Raw genomic sequence first — 17,335 nt, forward strand, 5'->3', positions numbered from 1 at the left:
CTGTAAGCGATACCAGTTGGACACGATTGGGACAGATAGCTGTTAGCAAGATTCAGTTAATTCGTCGTTCTAACGGTTTAATTGTTTCTCACTAATTCATATAAAGCCGCCCTCCGCTATCGCTAAAGGGCGGGGTTTCAGCCCCAGTTTTTCGATGAGTAACTCCCCTGGTGATCCTTCTCCTCGTCCTAATCTTTTTCTGAGTATCGGTCGATTTGTCCGCCGGCCTTCTACTTTAATTGTTGGGGGAATTACTCTCCTAGGAATTACCTCCCTTGGCTATTTTACGACTCGTTATTTAGTTTATGAACGTCTAACCCCAATTTTAGACAATATCTTCAGTGAAATGCTGCACAGACCCGTCAGGGTAGGTAAGATAGAGGGCTTTTATTTTAATCGCATTCGTATCGGTAAATCGGAAATTCCAGCTACGGCCAATTCTGCTGATAGTTTATCTATTGATGCGATCGAATTGGGATTAAATCCGCTGCCCTTACTTTTAGGTCTGCCGCTGCCGGTTGATGTCAAGTTAATTAATCCCAGTATTTATCTCGATCAGGATAAAAATGGTCAATGGCTCGATAATTTAGAAAAAATAGCTAGTAACTTTGATCGGGAGGCACCCATTAAGTTAAATCTGGGGTTTCAGGTGGAGAAGGCAGCTCTTACTATCCAACCCTATGCCCTGAAAAAACCGATAGAAATTAAGGCCGATGGTCAAGGAAGATTTATTGATAATCAAAGGCAGCCTCTCACCTACGATTTTAGCGCAGAAATCCTCAAAAGTCAAGTAAAAATTCAAGGAGAAACGGCGTTAAAAACGGGTGAAAGCCTAACTAATCTTCAGATCGACCGTTTAAACTTAAGTAAACTATTAACTTTAATTCCTAATCGCAATCTTCAATTAAATCAAGGAGAAGTAAATGCTAATATTGCTCTCAATATTCCCAGTTGGGCAAAGCTAAATCAAATTCAAGGTAATGGCAATTTTCAGGTGACGGAAGTAGCGGGAAAATTCCACCCTTTCCCCTATCCAATTAAGCTAACAACTAAGTTAAATTTACAGGGAGACAAAGTATTAGTTGAACAGGCGAACGCAACTATTGGCAAGATTAAAACTGAGGTGAGAGGAGAAGTAAATTGGCAAACTGGTTATCATCTCAATGTCGCTCTAGAATCGGTGGAGTTACAACAACTTTTAAGAATTATTTATCTGCAATCACCTCTAGATTTACGGGGAGAAGCACGCTCTACTTTTCAAGTGACGGGAAAACTAGATCAACCTCTAATTAAAGGAACCGTTAGCAACAGCAAACCGATTATTTTTGAGCAAATTCCTATTCAATCAATAACCAGTAATTTTCAAACAAATCTCAATCGTCTTAATTTAGATAAAATTCAAATTAAACCCGTCGCAGGTGGAGAAATTAAAGGAGAAGGAAAATTGCAGTTAAATATTCTGCAATCCCTGCAAAAAAATCAACCTCTTGACGGGACAAAAATGCCGATTGATTTGAATTTACAAGCGCATTTTCCCACAAGAAAAATTTTATCTCAATTCGCAACAATTCCCGCTAAAATTAATATAAACGATCTGCAAGCTAATATTAAAGCTAGGGGTAGTTTAGGACTGCCACAATTATTAATTAATTGGCAAATACCCAGGGTTAATCAGTCAGGATTAATCAATGTTGCCGGGGAGGGTAAAGTATTTTTAGGGGGCAACAAAATAAATTTAACCGATACGGTCATTAAAACAAATGGCGGCAAACTACAGGTTAATGGTAATGGTGATTTTACTAGCAAATTAGTCCAGGCAAAAATCACGGGTAATAACTTTTTATTGACTCCTTTTGTGCCTCTTGTTTGTCAATATTTAGATAGCATTTGCCCCTACCTAGAAACCTTAGAACCCTTAAATTTAGAGACAGCTAATATTCAAGTTAGTGGGCAAATTGACCAACTTAATATTAATACTTTAAACGGAGTTGCTAACTTAGAAATTAGCAGTAAACAAGGCACAATTTTAGTCAATAGTCAAGTATTGCAAGGAAATCTTCAGGCTAACGCTTTCTTAGCGGGATTGCCGATTAATTCCCTATTGCCTAACTTACCAACCCAGGTTAAATTAGTGCGATCACAAATTAATTTACAAGGTTATTTAGGAGAATTAATAAATAATAAAAATAATATTTTCAGCAGTTGGCAAGCTCAAGGTAATATGCAGTTATTAGTAGATAATAATCCTTTAATTGCCACAGCCAAACTGAATCAAGGTTTCATGACAGGAACAGTTAATACCAGTGGGATTAGTCTTAATCCTCTAGTGGAAAATTTAACAGTTCCCGTCAGTTTAGGCAGGGCAAAAATCAGCTTTGCTGGCAGGATAAATTCTCTGATTAGCGGTACTTTAACGGATTTACAAACTTGGCGCGGAGAGGGAGATATACAGTTATTTGTCAATAATCGATCCCTAAAAACTACTGCCCAACTGGAAAAAGGTATTTTAAGCGGTATAGTTAATACAGCTGGCATTAACTTAAATCCGTTTTTACCCAATATAAATATTCCTGTTAGTCTAGGGAAAACCCAAGTCAATTTCACCAGTGCAATCAATAATTTACTAGCGGGAAAAATCCCTAATTTGTCCACCGTCAATGCTAGGGTAAATACTCGGTTGTTAGTGGATAATAATCCGATTAATACTGATATTCAGTTAAACAACGGTATTTTTAATATTCTCAGTAGCTTAGAGAATTTTCAGACTAATATTCCCCTACCGTTGAATATTTCCCAAACCAGTTTTCAAGCAGCAGGAAATGCCCAAACTATTTTCGACTCCCTGCAAGAAAAACGACTCAACTTAAGCAGTATCAAAGCAGTTTTTAACTCTCGTATTAATGTAGCCAAAGGAGAAATTAAAGCTAAGGCACAACTGAATAATAATTTCTGGCAAAGTGATATTATTGCCGCTAATCTCGATCCCGCTGCCGTACTAGGACAATTGCCAGGAATAAAATCAATCTCGATTCCTAACTTAGATTTTAGGGCGAATTTAGCAGGAAATATTAAAGAAATTTGGCAGGGAGTAACACCAATTCAGGTTAATAATCTCTCGGCACAGTGGGGAGAAAATAGCTTTGATGTGCGAGGAAATATTCTTTTAGCTAATCTTATCAGTCAACCCGATATCGCTGAGGTTAACTTAAATCTACAGGCAAAAACAGACCTTGCTACTGTACCCTTGGCTGAGATTATATCGCTTTTACCGATCGATCCTCGTTTGAAACCCAGAGAATCGACACTGACAGGGATCGGAGAATTTCAAGGACAAATCACAGGAAAAAATCTCTTAACTGCTTGGCAAAAAGTGGGAAATATACAAATCAAAGGAGATATAAATTTAGCTAACTTTAGCATTAATGATCGACCCTTTGAACCTATCTTAAAAGGAAGTATGCAAGCAGGAATCGGTCAAAATATTAGTTTAAATCTGCGGGGAAATCAGGACATTATTGACCTGACTTTCGATCCTTGTCAACAAAATAATTGTCTGCTGCCCTATCTTCCCTTAGGGATAAATATTCGCCAAGCTTTTGGAAATAAAACTCCTTTTTTAGCAACAGCTAAACGAAGCGGAGAAAATTTAAATGTTCAGATTGCCGATTTTCCCCTAGAAATCCTGAAAATATCTCCCACGGCAGCCTACAATGTTCCGGGGATTATTGCTGGACAAGTAAATGCTAATCTAGACATCAATTTATTTAACTTACAGGGACAGGGACAACTAGAGATTAACCGACCTAGTTTAGGTAACTTAATCGGGGAAAAATTAACGGCAAATTTGGTTTATCGGGATTCCATAGTTCAACTGCAAGAGGGGAGTTTACAAGCGGGTGCAAGTCAATATAATCTGCAAGGTTTATTTAATTGGCAAACCCAGGAAATAGAAGCTAAACTCAGGGTAGATCAAGGTTATATTCAAGATTTATTATCAGTTGCTAGTATCTATGATTTAACCAGTTTAATCACCCTTTTCTCCTCCGAAAATAACCCAGCTATTCAACTTAGTCCCCTAGAAGTAGGTAATCCCGAAGCTTCCCTAGCAGAACGGGTAAATTTGCGGGCAAAAATTGAAGAAATAATCCAGCAATTAGCAAGGGAAAGAGGGGTAGTCGGGATACCTTCTGAACTAGATTTTCGCGGCCGTTATCAAGCAAATATAGCCTTAACTGGGACTTTAAAAAATCCAGATCTTAGCGTAAAATTTCAGGGCAATAGATGGGAATGGCGACCCCAAAGACCGACGGTAAATATTGTTAACCCTCTCGGAATTGTCACCACCGATACCCAATTAATTCCTATTGATGAAGTAACAATTAATCTTAACTTAAATCGTCAGTTGCTCAGGATAGAACCGATTAGATTAAAATCACGAGATTCTTCCGTATTTTTAGCGGGTGATTTTTCCCTAAAAAAAGTAGAGGGAACTTTTGCCGTGGAAAATCTTTCTCTGGACCTCTTGAGAAATTTTGTGCAGTTTCCCTTGGATGTATCCGGTAGTCTAAAAACTCAAGGACAAATTGCAGGAACCTTATTAAATCCTCGTATTCAGGGTAATTTTGCCTTTATTGACGGTGCAATTAATGCCCAAAATATTAATCAGGATATAATTGGTTTATTTACCTATAATCAGTATCGTTTTGATTTGCGGACAACCTCCTCCGAATCAATCCAAATCTATGCCAGCATTCCCTATCCTCCCTTACCAGGTAATGATCAATTAAAAATCCAAGCAAAATTGGGAACCGATGCAATCAAATTAATTGAAGCTATCAGTCAAAACGCCATCGAATGGGTTAACGGTGAGGGAGAGGTAGTTCTTTCAGCGATGGGAAGATTAGATATAAAAGAGGGCTTAAAAATCAAAGATTTAGAAGCAAATGGTATAGTTACTCTTAATAATGCCGCTATCCGCAGTGTTGCTTTTCCAGAGATTTTAACCGTAAATGGCCGCATTGGGTTAACCCCTGAAAGCTTAACAGTAGAGGAATTACAAGGCTCGATCGCTGACAGACAAATTTCTGTGGTGGGAGTTTTACCTTTCTTTCAAGCCATCAAAAATAATCCTAATCCGTTAACAGTTAATATTCAAGAGGGAGATATAGCAATTAATGGTCTTTATCGGGGATTAATTGCTGGGAATGCCATGATGACAGGAACAATTCAGCAACCAATTATCGGGGGGAATGTGCGTCTTTCTAGGGGGAAAGTTTTTCTTCCTCGCACAGCAGAAATTAATCAAGAAACGGATAAACCAGTGAGTCGCTGGCTGCAGCCTCTCAACATTCCTCAGACGACAAATATTACTCCAGTTTTAAATAATTTCCAAGTGTCTTTAGCAGGATTATCAATCGAACAAGAACCTTTGTATCAATTTGATTTTAGTGGTGCTTTAACCTTGAACGGTCCGCTCACTCCACTGGAGAAATTACAAACCAATGGAGTGATTAATCTCGATCGAGGACGGGTTAGTTACATCGATACTCGTTTTCTTCTTAACCGACGCAATCAAAATGTTATTGTTTTCGATTCTAGTCGCGGGTTGGGACTTTTTAATCCCTTTGTTGATATTCAACTGCGAACAATTCTCAGCGAATTTTCTCAATCTCGCGATTTTGCTATCTCCCGTCCGGGGGGAGATTTTCCTAGCAATGAAATTCCCGATGATAGCCTCAATCGCATTCAAAGGATCGATGTCACCCTCAGCGTTGAAGGGGAATTAAACCGCTTGCTACCAAATTTAGGACGTAATATCAATGAAGTGTGCCAAATTCGTCCCGATAGTCCACCTTTTCCCCTAGAGGAAAACTATACAGATACAGAATTACAAAAAGCTGCTAATTGTTTACAAGCAGTGGCTTTTGCTAGAGGTGAAGATGAGGGATTGCTTAATACTCCCCTAGTTAAATTAACCAGCACTCCCCCCCGCAGCCAAGGGGAAATCGTTCGACTTTTGGGGGAACAATTGCTGTCGGTTTTTAATGGTTTACAGGGGAAAAATACAGAACAATTAATTCAATTTGGAGTGGTTCAGTTGGCGATTCCCCTCTTAGCCCAAGGAGTCGTGTATGATGTGGAGAATGCGGTTAGTAATGCGATCAGGGCAACGGATTTTAATATTCTTCCCAATTTGGAAACCGTCTATCGAGTCAATTCCCAGTCTTTTATTCGCTTTTCCTACGATTACAATTTGAATGAGTTTACCGTCCGCTATCAAACTCAATTTTAAAGTAAGATGGCTGGATAAAGAGGCAAAATTAGGTTATACTTCATCCTGAGAATCAACCCGATAGGTAGGTAGAAAATAAGAAATATTATTTTTTTACTTTTTACTTTTTACTTTTGACTTTTTACTTGATATTCTATGATTATTCGCGAGGCCAAAGAAACAGATTTACCAACAATTATCGAGATTTATAATGCTGCTGTTCCCACTCGCAAGGCCACCGCAGATTTAAAGCCTATTTCCCTCGAAAGTCGGCGAGAATGGTTTAAAAAGCACGATCCTGAACAGTATCCCATCTGGGTAATAGCGATCGAAGGTCGGGTGGTGGGTTGGCTGAGTTTACAGATGTTTTATGGTCGTGTCGCTTACCAAAAAACGGCAGAGGTTAGTTTATATATTGCCCCCGATTATCAAGGTCGTGGAACCGGTAAATTATTAGTAGAATATGCTCTGAATCGCTGTCCCAAATTGGGTATATCTAATCTTATGTGTATTATTTTTGCCCACAATCAAGCCAGTATTCGTCTCTTTGAAAAATTCGGCTTTCAACGATGGGGTTATTTACCTCAAATTGCCGATCTAGACGATTTTCTGGCTGATGTGGTCATTTTAGGAAAAAAAGTCGCTTAAATAGGCAATTTTCCCCATAGCTAGACTATAATTCTAGACTTAATTGAATATAAGCATTTTCCGGTTCGCCTAGAGATGGTTTCTGGGTGAGAGAAAAGAGATAGTCCTCATACCAAATCTCAGAACTTCCCGCACATTTTTCATCTCTAAATAACCATTGTTGAAACACCTGTTCTCTACCATCCTGATGGGCAACAATCTGATAAACTTTTAGAGATTTTTTAGCAATTCTCTGGCTGCCCTTGCTGGTTAATTCATAACCTAACAAGTTCAAACAATTACGAATAATCGTCAGAGGACGGGAAGTATTAGAGAGGTTAATCTTGGTGATAGTTTTAATCTCGTTGCGGTTTTTAATGGCGATTTCGGCCATTTTTTGTAAATCGGCATCATGATTAGTTAATTCTCTTTCAGGGTTAGCTAATAATACGGGAATTCCTAACACTTCTAACGTCCCGATAATCACTCCTAATTGACTACCATTAAAATCGGGAATAAATAAACTTCCGTGACCTGATTCTATCAGTTTACGGGCAATTAAAGCATCTCGATCGCACAAAAATTGTCGCCCAATTGTCAAAAAGTAATGTAAGCGTAGTTCTTGATACCATCCCTGATCATCTTTAATCACTAATTGCGGTGTGACGGGAATTCCATAGCGTTTGTATAGGTCATATTTCCTGATAATTCTCCTTTCTTTCACTGACTTAATTAACTGTTTTTTAAGCCAACGATATTCTGATTCCGTGATCTCGGCTGCGCTGGCAATTGCCTCGCATTCAGAACGATAATTATGTTCCCTAATTTCTTCAATTGCTTCCGTTAACTGATTATTTATTTCTAGTTCTTCTTCCTGATTCCGTTCTTTAATTCTATGACCTTCTGCTTGTAAAATACCTAAGATTGACTGACGATAATTAAGCATATAAGCATTTACTCGCACAGCCATTTTTGCCCAGCAGAGGAGAGATTCCGCTTGAAAATTTGTATCTAAATCCTCAAGAGATTCTAAATCTGATTGGTGTAGTAAGCGAATATTAACCTCCGTTAATCGGTGTCCAGAGGTGAGAAGTTTGGGGATAGAAGTGGAACCATTACCCACCTGATTAAATCCGTACACTGCTGACCAAATATAACGAGGAATATTCTCTCTAATTCTCCCTAAAAATTGAGCGATAGAAGTGGGAGTTTGAATTCCCTGTGCTAAACACCAAACCGAGGTAAAGTGTTGCTGAATATCAATACTAATTCCCGTTTCGATCGCAGGACTAGCTAGAACTATATCATAGTTAAGCAACAACTGATTTAAATTGCCAATCGCTTCATAGGCAGCGTGACTAGAATCTGGCAATGACTCTGAATCTATCCGCAGAATTTTCTTCTGAGGAAATTGCTTTCTTAGATAAGATTCTAGGGTAATTGTCCCCCATTTGCTGGTTAATTTTTGTGCTGATAGACAAACAAAAGGTTTTCCTCCGTCTTTAATATGTTTAACTAAATCCTTAACTAGCTGTTGGGGAGTATTATCAGAGTAGTTATAAACTCGCCAAGCTTCCTGATAATTAGGTTTCCAATCGTTACTAATCAAGAAAGTTTCTAGTTTAATAGCTGCTAAAGAAGTTAGATATTCTAGGGAAATATCACTTAAATCAGCATCAGCAACTAAGACTTTTCCCCCGCTGCTGACCACGGTTTGGAGTAGAGACTTTAAAGACTTTAAAATTGCTACTCGATTAGTTTTACAAGTATCCCCATTTAACCCATGCCATAAAACTTGTTCGATCTCATCGATAATAATCATAGCTCCTTGCCAATCTTCCGCATGAAATTTAGCTTGTGATTGGGGATGGAGAGAGTCAATACATAAACCATAACCGTAAATTTGTGCCGCAGGATTATCTCTAACTTTGCTGATATAGTTTAAACCAAAGCGTTGACATAGCTCCTCTACCAGTTTGACTCGATGACCAATAACTAAAACTTTTTGTTGATTGGCAATAGCCTGTTTAACTATCTTAGCTAAAAACTCAGTTTTTCCTGTACCTTTAGCCGATTTAATCGCCATTAACTGCGCTGATGTAGGGATAGCAATATCTGGCAAGTAACGGCTATTTAACTCTAGATGAGGTGGGAGAGTTAAACTATTTAAACTCGCTGCCTTCCAAATTTCCCAAGAGGTAGCTTTTTGATAGACTTGTTGGAAGTAATCTTCTCCTCGATTGATTAGTAAATCATCCACCCCTTTACCGTCAGCAGCATCCCAAGTAACTACCTTTACCTGACAGTTAGCCTGACTGAATAGATAACCCATTCTCTGTAAAGCTAAATTAACCGCTTGTTGGTTCTTTGGTTTAGTTTCTTGATCAAAAACTAGATAAATCTTTCGTCCTGAATTAGCTAATTTTTCTAGCTGCGGAATTAGATGAGATTTGCCGATTCTTCTACCTAATTCGTCCTTGGGAGTACGATAACCATTGTGAATTCCAGGTAAGGCAATTGTCGCATAACCTGCTGTTAGTAATGCCCCCGCTTTTTTCGCTCCTTCCGTAAGACAAATAGGTATCTCTGGATGTTTAATTACCCAGGACCAAAAACCGAGATCCTCTTGCTTATTATCCACTTCTTCAGTTAAAATATTAATACTGGTATGCTGGGCTATCCTTTGCCAAATTTTCAGGGGAACCCGCAAAGCAAAGACTCCCGTAGGGGTTTGGGGAGGATGTTCGTACTTAATCGGTTTAGCCTTATCAAGGCTTAAACGGGGAAAATCGGGCTTAAAACAGCCCCAAAGGTCATAATTACCCGTTAATAAGTCAATTCCTGAACACCACCAACCGCCTTGACTGATATGTTCATAACGCTTGAGAATATCGTCCCTAACTCTGCCATCATTGCGTCGCGGTAATTCTTGGGAGTAGAGTAGGTATTCACTGGGAGATAACCCCGCTAAACCGGTGACATTGAGTTCGATTAACTCCGCATCCACCCCGCTATCACGCCATTCTTCTAAATATTTCATCCTTGTCCTCTACTCGCTAGACGCTATATATAGCGTTTTTGTCCTATTATTCTAGCGGTAAGCCACTAAATAGCGAAAAGAGAAAATTTACTCTCTCAGAGGTTCTCAGAGGAAATTTGACTTTTAATCCACTCTTGTCTTAAATTATCGAAAAGTTAAGAACAAATAAAGTCTGACCACAACCTCCTCAGCAGTCAAGCAGAATCGGATCAAAAGTATTTTGTCAATCTGTTTTTGCTATCAAAGAATAGTTCTTTTGTCAAGCATACAAAAGAACTGTTTTCTGGGAAAAATCAAGAATTTTTTCCAGAAAATGTCATCCAAAACACTGTTTTTAGGGAACAAAATAATCCTGGCTATACCATATATAGAGTGATAGGATTATTTAACACGCTAGATGTTGTGTTTTCCCAGAAAATCTGATAGAATACTCTAGTACAAATAGATTAATTTGTCAAATTTTTTAACGCCGCAATTTCCTAATTATGCAATCAAAGCCCTTGACTACTGCCGTCTCCATTCACAAAAATAACGAAGTAATCCCCTTTCGTTCTACCCCTTTAGCTAATATGGGCAGCCATGGAATTAGAGTGATTCGGCGCGATGGTTCCACCACAAGCTTAAATATCGGCAAAATTCGCGACGTGGTAGAGTGGGCTTGTGAGGGCAAAAAAGTCAATTCAATCGCCTTAGAAGCGGGTTTAACCACACGCCTGCGGGATGGGATTACCACTAGGGAAATACAGGATAATTTAATTAATTGCGCCCTAGAAATGTGTAGTCCAGAGGAACCGGATTGGCGCTATGTGGCGGGAAGATTGCATATTTGGAGTCTTTGGAAAGATACCTTAGTAGCCCGGGGTTATCAGTACGGAAATTACGAGAAAACCGTCAAAACTCAAGTTAAAAAGTTGCTATACGACGAAAGGATTCTCATCTATTCCGAGGCAGAATTAAAAGAAGCTGGTTCTTGGATTAATCCCGATTGGGACATCGATTATGATTACGCCGGGGCATTGTTAATCACTAGCCGTTATTTACTCAAAAATGAGTTACCCCAAGAGGCATTATTAACCTGTTCCTTACTGCTTGCCACTGTGGAAGAACCAGCTAATAGACTCCACTGGGCGAAGAAATTTTATCAAGCAATCGCTCAAAGAAAAATCTCTCTCGCCACCCCAATTTTAGCCAATTTACGCACTCCCAAAGGTTCCCTAACCAGTTGTTTTATCCTCTCCATTGACGACAGTTTAGAAAGCATTTTCGACGAGCTTACTAATGCTGCCCGCATCTCAAAAAATGGTGGCGGTGTCGGGGTGAATGTGAGTAGAATTCGCGCCACTGGTAGCTGGGTAATGGGGAAAGCTAATGCTTCCGGGGGGATTATTCCTTGGATTAAATTACTCAACGATACAGCTATTGCAGTAAATCAGGGGGGAAGACGCGCTGGGGCAGTAACTATCGGTGTTGACATCTGGCATTTAGATGTGCCAGAATTTCTGGAAATGCAGACAGAAAACGGTGATCAAAGACGCAAAGCTTATGATGTTTTTCCCCAATTAGTTATCACCGATGAATTCATGCGTCGGGTGATAAATAAAGACGAGTGGACATTAGTAGATCCCTACGAAGTTCGCAATAAATTAGGTATAGAATTAGCGGAACTATGGGGGGAAGAATTTGAAGAGGCCTATCGTTTAGTAGAAGCTAATTTAGATCAAGAGATTCTCCTCTATAAAAAAATCAATGCCCGGGACTTATTTAAAAGTATCATGCGTTCCCAAGTAGAAACAGGAATGCCCTACATTGCCTTCAAAGATACCATCAATCGCGCTAATCCTAATAAACATGATGGCTATATCCCCGGTGTAAATTTATGCGTCTCGGGAGAAACAAAAATTCTCACTGACCGAGGACAAATAGCAATCGCTGATTTGGTGGGGGAATATGTTAATGTCTGGAATGGATTGGAGTGGTCAGAAGTATTAGTTAAAAAGACTGGAGAAAACCAGCCTTTATTAAAGGTAAATTTCTCTAACGGAGAGGCCTTAGAATGTACTTACTACCATAAGTTTTACGTTCAGAAAAACTACAAGGGAACCGTGGAAATTGTCGAGGCAAAAGACCTCAAACAAGGGGATAAATTGATTAAATACCATCTACCTCTTGTCCAGTCAGAAAATGATCTTGACTTTCCCTACGCTTACACCGCAGGATTCTTTTCTGGAGATGGGAGTTACGGAAACAATGGAATGCCAGAAGTTGACCTATACGGAGTTAAAAAAGAGTTACTTCCCTTATTGGCTATTCGTAACAAATATCGGGGAAATGGCTCTATTGAAAAAGGTACTTTTTGGAGAAAAGAAACCGATACCCTAGCGGTATATCATGACAGTAAACAAGATCGGATGGTCTGTAAACTCCCGTTAGATATTCCCAGTAAATTTACAGTTCCTCTCAATGGTTACACAATTAAATCTCGTTTAGAATGGTTAGCTGGTTTACTTGATGCCGATGGAACAGTTGCCCGCAATGGTTCTAACGAGTCTCTCCAGATTGCTGCTGTTAACCAGCAATTTTTGCTCGATATTCGCCTCATGTTACAGACTTTAGGAGTTGATTCCAAAGTTACTTTTATGGATGACGGTGGCTATAAATTGATGCCAAATGGAAAGGGAAATTATCAAGAATATCTCTGTCAACCAAAATATCGTTTACTGATTAATTCTGTCGGACTATTTCAACTTGGTCAATTGGGACTTAAAACCCATCGCTTACAATGGACTTTAAAAGAACCCCAACGTTCGGCCACTCAGTTTATCCGCATTGAATCGGTAGAGTTAACCTGTCGTCGAGATGACACCTACTGTTTTACAGAACCCAAGCGTCATCTGGGAATGTTTAACGGCATTCTAACAGGACAATGCACCGAATCTTTTAGCAATGTCACCCCCGATAAAACTGCCCATTGCTGTAATTTAGTTAGCCTTAATTTAGCCAACATCGACAAGGAAGAAATCGAGTCTAATTGTCAAATCGCTGTCAGGATTCTCGACAATACTATCGATATCACTAATCCTCCCTTTGATAATGCTAAAAACCACAACGATAAATATCGCACTATTGGGGTAGGGGCGATGGGATTGGCTGACTGGTTAGCTAAACGGAAATTATCCTACAATAACCTGTCAGAAATTAGTAATTTATTTGAAGAAATTGGCTATTGGTGTACCTATTCCTCGATGGAATTAGCCAAAGAACGCGGTGCTTATCAAGCTTTCTTGGGTAGTGAATGGAGCCAAGGTAAATTAATCGGAGCAAAACCAGTGGAATGGTTTTTAAATAATGCGGTGCAACCGCAAAGATGGCAACAATTAGCAACAGATATTCAACGATTTGGCATCCGTAATTCCCATATTACCGCCATTGCTCCTAATACTTCCTCCAGTTTGGTACAGGGATGTACCGCTAGTGTTTTGCCGGTTTATAGTCGCTTTTTCTACGATAAATGGGCAAAAGGGACTGTTCCCATCGCACCACCTTTTATTGAAGAAGCTTTCTGGTTTTATTCAGAGAACAAAAATCTCGAACAGCAGCAGGTGGTAAAAGCGATCGCTACTATGCAAGAATGGATCGATACGGGGATTTCTATGGAGTTATTATTCAACCTCAATGAAGGGGTTTATTTCCCCGCAGAACCCAACCGTTGTCTCACTGCCAAAGATATCTTTGATACCCTAGTTATGGCGTGGGAATTGGGGTGTAAAGCGATTTATTATATCCGCACCGTACAAAAGGACAATTTTCGAGAGTCTGACGATAGTTGTTCTAGTTGCGCTAATTAAGGTTAACTTCGGTGGGCAATGCCCACCTTAATTTTTTTACATCAAAGATTAGGACTGATAAAATGAGTTTTATTAATTACCTAATCACAGCTATGGATAAGACTTTATACGAACAGGATTACTATCTCTGGATAGAGAAAACCATATCTTTACTAGAAAATCATCAATTTTCCGATTTAGATTTAGATAATCTCCTCGAGGAGATTAAAAGTATGGGTATCAAGGAAAAACATACCTTAACAAGTTTATTGACTAGAATAATCCAACATTTGCTGCAACTTGCTTATTGGCAATCGGAACGTCAATATAATGCTAATCACTGGAAAGGAGAAATTACTACTTTTAGAATTGATTTATGGGAAGTTCTTGATGATAATCCAAGTTTAAAGTCCTATCTAGAGAATAGTTTTGATAAATGTTATCAGTCAGCCCTTCGTATCCTAGCTAGAAAAATAGGAGTAAAAATCAATACTTTGCCCACGGAAAAAATTCTCACTCTTGCCCAAGCTTTGGATGATGATTGGTTTCCTGAATATGAGGATAATAATCATTGATGATTTGGTTGGATTATAGTTAATTAAGGTGAGGGACTATGGAAAAGAACTTATACGAACAGGATTACTATCTCTGGTTAGATAAAACCATATCTTTACTAGAAAATCGCCAGTTTTCTGAGTTGGATTTAGAAAATTTAATTGAACAAATAAAAGATATGTCCAGAAGAGAACGTCAGAAGTTAGAGAGTTTACTAACTAAACTCTTGGAACATTTACTTAAATTAACTTATTGGCAATCTAAGCGCGATTACAATAAAAACAAGTGGCGACGGGATATTTTAAATTTTCGCATTCAAATAAAAAGAATTATTAGCAACAAAAAGGATGGAACTTATAATACAAACTTAGTATCTTACCTCACCGAGATTCTTGAGCAATGTTATGAGGATGCTTGCCATCTATTTATCGAAGGTTCTGGCATCGATAAAAGACTTTTAAGTGCTACACCTATTGGAGCAATCGACCAAATTTTAGATGAAAATTGGTTTCCTGAGTTTCTCGGAGAGGATTAAGCAATGAAGAGTGATTTATACGAAAAAGATTACTATCTCTGGATAGAGAAAACCATATCTTTACTAGAAAATAATCGGTTTTCTGATTTAGATTTAGAGAATTTAATTGACGAAATTAGTAGCATGGGTAAAAGTGAGAAACGAAGTTTAGAAAGTTATTTAACTCGGTTATTAGAACATTTGCTGAAACTAGCTTACTGGGAATCGGAATTAGAATATAATCAAAGAGGATGGAAAAATGAAATTAGGAATTTCCGTCGTGCCATAAAAAGAATTATTGCCGATAGTCCTAGTCTACAGCCTTATCTAATTGAAATTTTTAACAACTCTTTTCAAGAAGCTCGTATTTCTTTGATCGAATTATCTGGAATGGCTGAAAATTTGGTCAGTTTAGCTCCAATTTGCACTATAGAACAGGCTTTAAATGAGGATTGGTTTCCTGAAATCTCAAAATAATATTGACAGAGTATAAAAGCAAGTGAAGGGGGATAATTATGGAAAAGAACTTATACGAAAAGGACTACTATCTCTGGCTAGAGAAAACCATATCTTTACTAGAAAATCATCAATTTTCTGATTTAGATTTAGAGAATTTAATTGAAGAAATAAAATCTATGTCTATCAGTCAACAGAAAGCCCTTAAAAGTAATCTAACTGTGATTTTATGGCATTTACTAAAATACTTACAAGAGCCAGAAAAACAAACCAGAAGCTGGGCATTAACCCTTTTTGAGCATCGCGAAAGAATCGAAGAAGATTTAGAAAATAGCCCTAGTCTTAAGATTTTTTTAACAGAAGAAAATTTAAAAAAATGCTACAATCAGGCCAGAAAAAAAGCCGCCATTGAAACAGGAATAAACCTAGAGAAATTCCCGAACTATTGCCCATTTACTTTGGCAGAAGCCCTAGATTTTGAATTTATTCCTAATCAAAAGATTTGACTTTTTACCGAAAATATATTATAACCTAAAAGTGCCATAATATCCAAGTAATCATGTCCTTACATTTAGTTAATTCTTGCCCTTCGATGCCCATTTCCCCGATCTTCAATCCGGCGGGAGATGATGCGATCGAAAACCGTTCGATCTGGTTTGGTAACACCACCAACCTGATGCAATTAAACGATGTCCGCTACACCTGGGCGGTGGGTTTATATCAACAAATGCGCGAAAATTTCTGGATTCCGCAACGATTAGATATCACTCAAGACGTGACTGAATACGGGCATCTTACCGACGAAGAAAGATATGCTTATGATGGTATTTTATCCTATCTAACTTTTCTTGATTCCGTGCAAACCTGTAATATTCCCCACCTAAAAGGTAGCGTCACTGCGCCAGAAATTAGTCTTTGTATGGCGGAACAAATTTCTCAAGAGGCCATGCACAATCAAAGTTATCAATACTTAATTGAAACGATTATTCCCTCCGATCGCCGAGGCGAAGTTTATGACTTTTGGCGCACCGATAAAGTTCTCAAGGATCGCTGTGAATTTATTGCTAGTCTCTACCAGCAATACATCGACAAAAAAACTACTGAAAGCTATTTTATCGCCCTTCTTGCCGATTATTTGCTAGAGAGTTTGTATTTTTACAACGGCTTTATCTTTTTCTATAATCTCGCTTCTCGACAGCTAATGTCCGGTAGTGCTGACGTTTTCAAAATGATCAACCGGGACGAATTAAGTCACGTCCGTTTGTATCAGAAACTTATTCCCGAAGCCATGGCAACTTTTTCCCATTCTGTTGAACAGATTTATGAGATGTTCGATACGGCCGTTAAACACGAATGTCGCTGGACAAATCACATTGTTGGCAACGACATTTTAGGTATTACCGAATACAGTACCGAACAGTACACCAAATACCTCGCTAATATTCGGCTGAAAGCGATCGGACTTGAGCCTTTATACAAGGAAGAAAAGTATAACAAAAGTCCCTATAACCATCTGGAACGCTTCTCCGATACCAAAAAAGAAGGCCACACCAAAGCTAACTTTTTTGAAGCAACCGTTACCAGTTATGTTATGTCTTCTGGCTTAACGGGATGGGATGAAATTTAAAATTTAAGGGATAATAATGACCCAATTTCCTACCATAAAGTGGCAATTTTGTCAAATATTTTGATAACTTTTGACCCTCTATTCGCTGGGGTTCAAGGGGCTTTTTGCTCCTTGTCCCCCGCTCAACCTTTAACGATCCCTACTGGCATCTCGGTAATTTTGACATCCTCGCCGCCGTAAAACGGACGGCGATTCCTCACCACGCCACTTTTTTAGGGTGGTCGCTGAACGGGGTTGACGCAGATAGCGAAAAACGCTTAATTGCTTAAGTCTGACACTTTCGACCCGTCCATTTTGAGTGTCCGAATGCCGGACGGCCACTTTGAACAAGTCGAAAAAATCTCATGTTCCACCTTATTTCCTAGAAAGTTTTACTCGTTCAAGGCCGAATTTGAAGTCTTTTCTGAACGAAACCCCCTAC

Annotated in this window: 10 protein-coding genes; 9 read left to right on the plus strand and 1 reads right to left on the minus strand. The window is 38.7% G+C overall.

All coding sequences use genetic code 11. From position 1 onward, the window contains the following. Positions 1–154: 154 nt before the first annotated feature. Together IM479_RS19625 and IM479_RS19630 are read left to right on the plus strand one after the other, a co-directional pair. Positions 155–6,292, plus strand: a complete 6,138-nt coding sequence (locus IM479_RS19625) for a translocation/assembly module TamB domain-containing protein (RefSeq protein WP_287685839.1) — start codon at positions 155–157, stop codon at positions 6,290–6,292. Between the two features lie 135 nt (positions 6,293–6,427). Further along, positions 6,428–6,919, plus strand: a complete 492-nt coding sequence (locus tag IM479_RS19630; RefSeq protein ID WP_287685838.1) for a GNAT family N-acetyltransferase — start codon at positions 6,428–6,430, stop codon at positions 6,917–6,919. Positions 6,920–6,944: 25 nt separating this feature from the next. Here IM479_RS19630 and IM479_RS19635 read toward each other — a convergent pair whose 3' ends face one another. After that, a complete protein-coding gene (locus tag IM479_RS19635; RefSeq protein WP_287685837.1) occupies positions 6,945–9,938 on the minus strand; it encodes a plasmid replication protein, CyRepA1 family in 2,994 nt (997 codons plus the stop codon). Between the two features lie 485 nt (positions 9,939–10,423). On the opposite strand from IM479_RS19635, the gene IM479_RS19640 reads away from it, so the two are divergent. From IM479_RS19640 to IM479_RS19670, 7 genes are all read left to right on the plus strand, one after another. Further along, positions 10,424–13,783: a ribonucleotide reductase barrel domain-containing protein gene (locus IM479_RS19640; protein ID WP_287685836.1), complete on the plus strand. Its 3,360-nt coding sequence runs from the start codon at positions 10,424–10,426 to the stop codon at positions 13,781–13,783. Between the two features lie 62 nt (positions 13,784–13,845). Then, positions 13,846–14,337, plus strand: a complete 492-nt coding sequence (locus IM479_RS19645) for a DUF29 domain-containing protein (RefSeq protein ID WP_287685834.1) — start codon at positions 13,846–13,848, stop codon at positions 14,335–14,337. A gap of 38 nt (positions 14,338–14,375) precedes the next feature. Beyond that, positions 14,376–14,852 carry a DUF29 domain-containing protein gene (locus IM479_RS19650; protein ID WP_287685833.1) on the plus strand — a complete coding sequence of 159 codons (477 nt, stop codon included), beginning with the start codon at positions 14,376–14,378 and terminating at the stop codon, positions 14,850–14,852. Positions 14,853–14,855: 3 nt separating this feature from the next. Next, entirely contained in the window at positions 14,856–15,308 is a 453-nt protein-coding gene (locus IM479_RS19655) for a DUF29 domain-containing protein (RefSeq protein WP_287078110.1), read from the plus strand. Between the two features lie 38 nt (positions 15,309–15,346). Then, on the plus strand, positions 15,347–15,793 hold the full coding sequence (locus IM479_RS19660) for a DUF29 domain-containing protein (RefSeq protein ID WP_287685831.1): 447 nt from the start codon (positions 15,347–15,349) through the stop codon (positions 15,791–15,793). 53 nt (positions 15,794–15,846) lie between these two features. Next, on the plus strand, positions 15,847–16,914 hold the full coding sequence (locus tag IM479_RS19665) for a ribonucleotide-diphosphate reductase subunit beta (RefSeq protein ID WP_287078108.1): 1,068 nt from the start codon (positions 15,847–15,849) through the stop codon (positions 16,912–16,914). 104 nt (positions 16,915–17,018) lie between these two features. Then, complete coding sequence (locus tag IM479_RS19670) at positions 17,019–17,183, plus strand: hypothetical protein (protein ID WP_287699542.1); 165 nt, start codon at positions 17,019–17,021, stop codon at positions 17,181–17,183. Positions 17,184–17,335: the final 152 nt, after the last annotated feature.

The organism is Microcystis sp. M165S2, assembly GCF_020245885.1.
In the GTDB taxonomy this organism is placed as follows: Bacteria; Cyanobacteriota; Cyanobacteriia; order Cyanobacteriales; family Microcystaceae; genus Microcystis.

What these genes read in the sequence shown, in the direction of transcription:
- IM479_RS19660 (WP_287685831.1), top strand. Translation starts at nt 15,347, where the DNA reads ATGGAAAAGAACTTATACGAAAAGGACTACTATCTCTGGCTAGAGAAA.
- IM479_RS19635 (WP_287685837.1), bottom strand. Translation starts at nt 9,938, where the DNA reads ATGAAATATTTAGAAGAATGGCGTGATAGCGGGGTGGATGCGGAGTTA.
- IM479_RS19650 (WP_287685833.1), top strand. Translation starts at nt 14,376, where the DNA reads ATGGAAAAGAACTTATACGAACAGGATTACTATCTCTGGTTAGATAAA.
- IM479_RS19625 (WP_287685839.1), top strand. Translation starts at nt 155, where the DNA reads ATGAGTAACTCCCCTGGTGATCCTTCTCCTCGTCCTAATCTTTTTCTG.
- IM479_RS19640 (WP_287685836.1), top strand. Translation starts at nt 10,424, where the DNA reads ATGCAATCAAAGCCCTTGACTACTGCCGTCTCCATTCACAAAAATAAC.
- IM479_RS19630 (WP_287685838.1), top strand. Translation starts at nt 6,428, where the DNA reads ATGATTATTCGCGAGGCCAAAGAAACAGATTTACCAACAATTATCGAG.
- IM479_RS19655 (WP_287078110.1), top strand. Translation starts at nt 14,856, where the DNA reads ATGAAGAGTGATTTATACGAAAAAGATTACTATCTCTGGATAGAGAAA.
- IM479_RS19665 (WP_287078108.1), top strand. Translation starts at nt 15,847, where the DNA reads ATGTCCTTACATTTAGTTAATTCTTGCCCTTCGATGCCCATTTCCCCG.
- IM479_RS19645 (WP_287685834.1), top strand. Translation starts at nt 13,846, where the DNA reads ATGAGTTTTATTAATTACCTAATCACAGCTATGGATAAGACTTTATAC.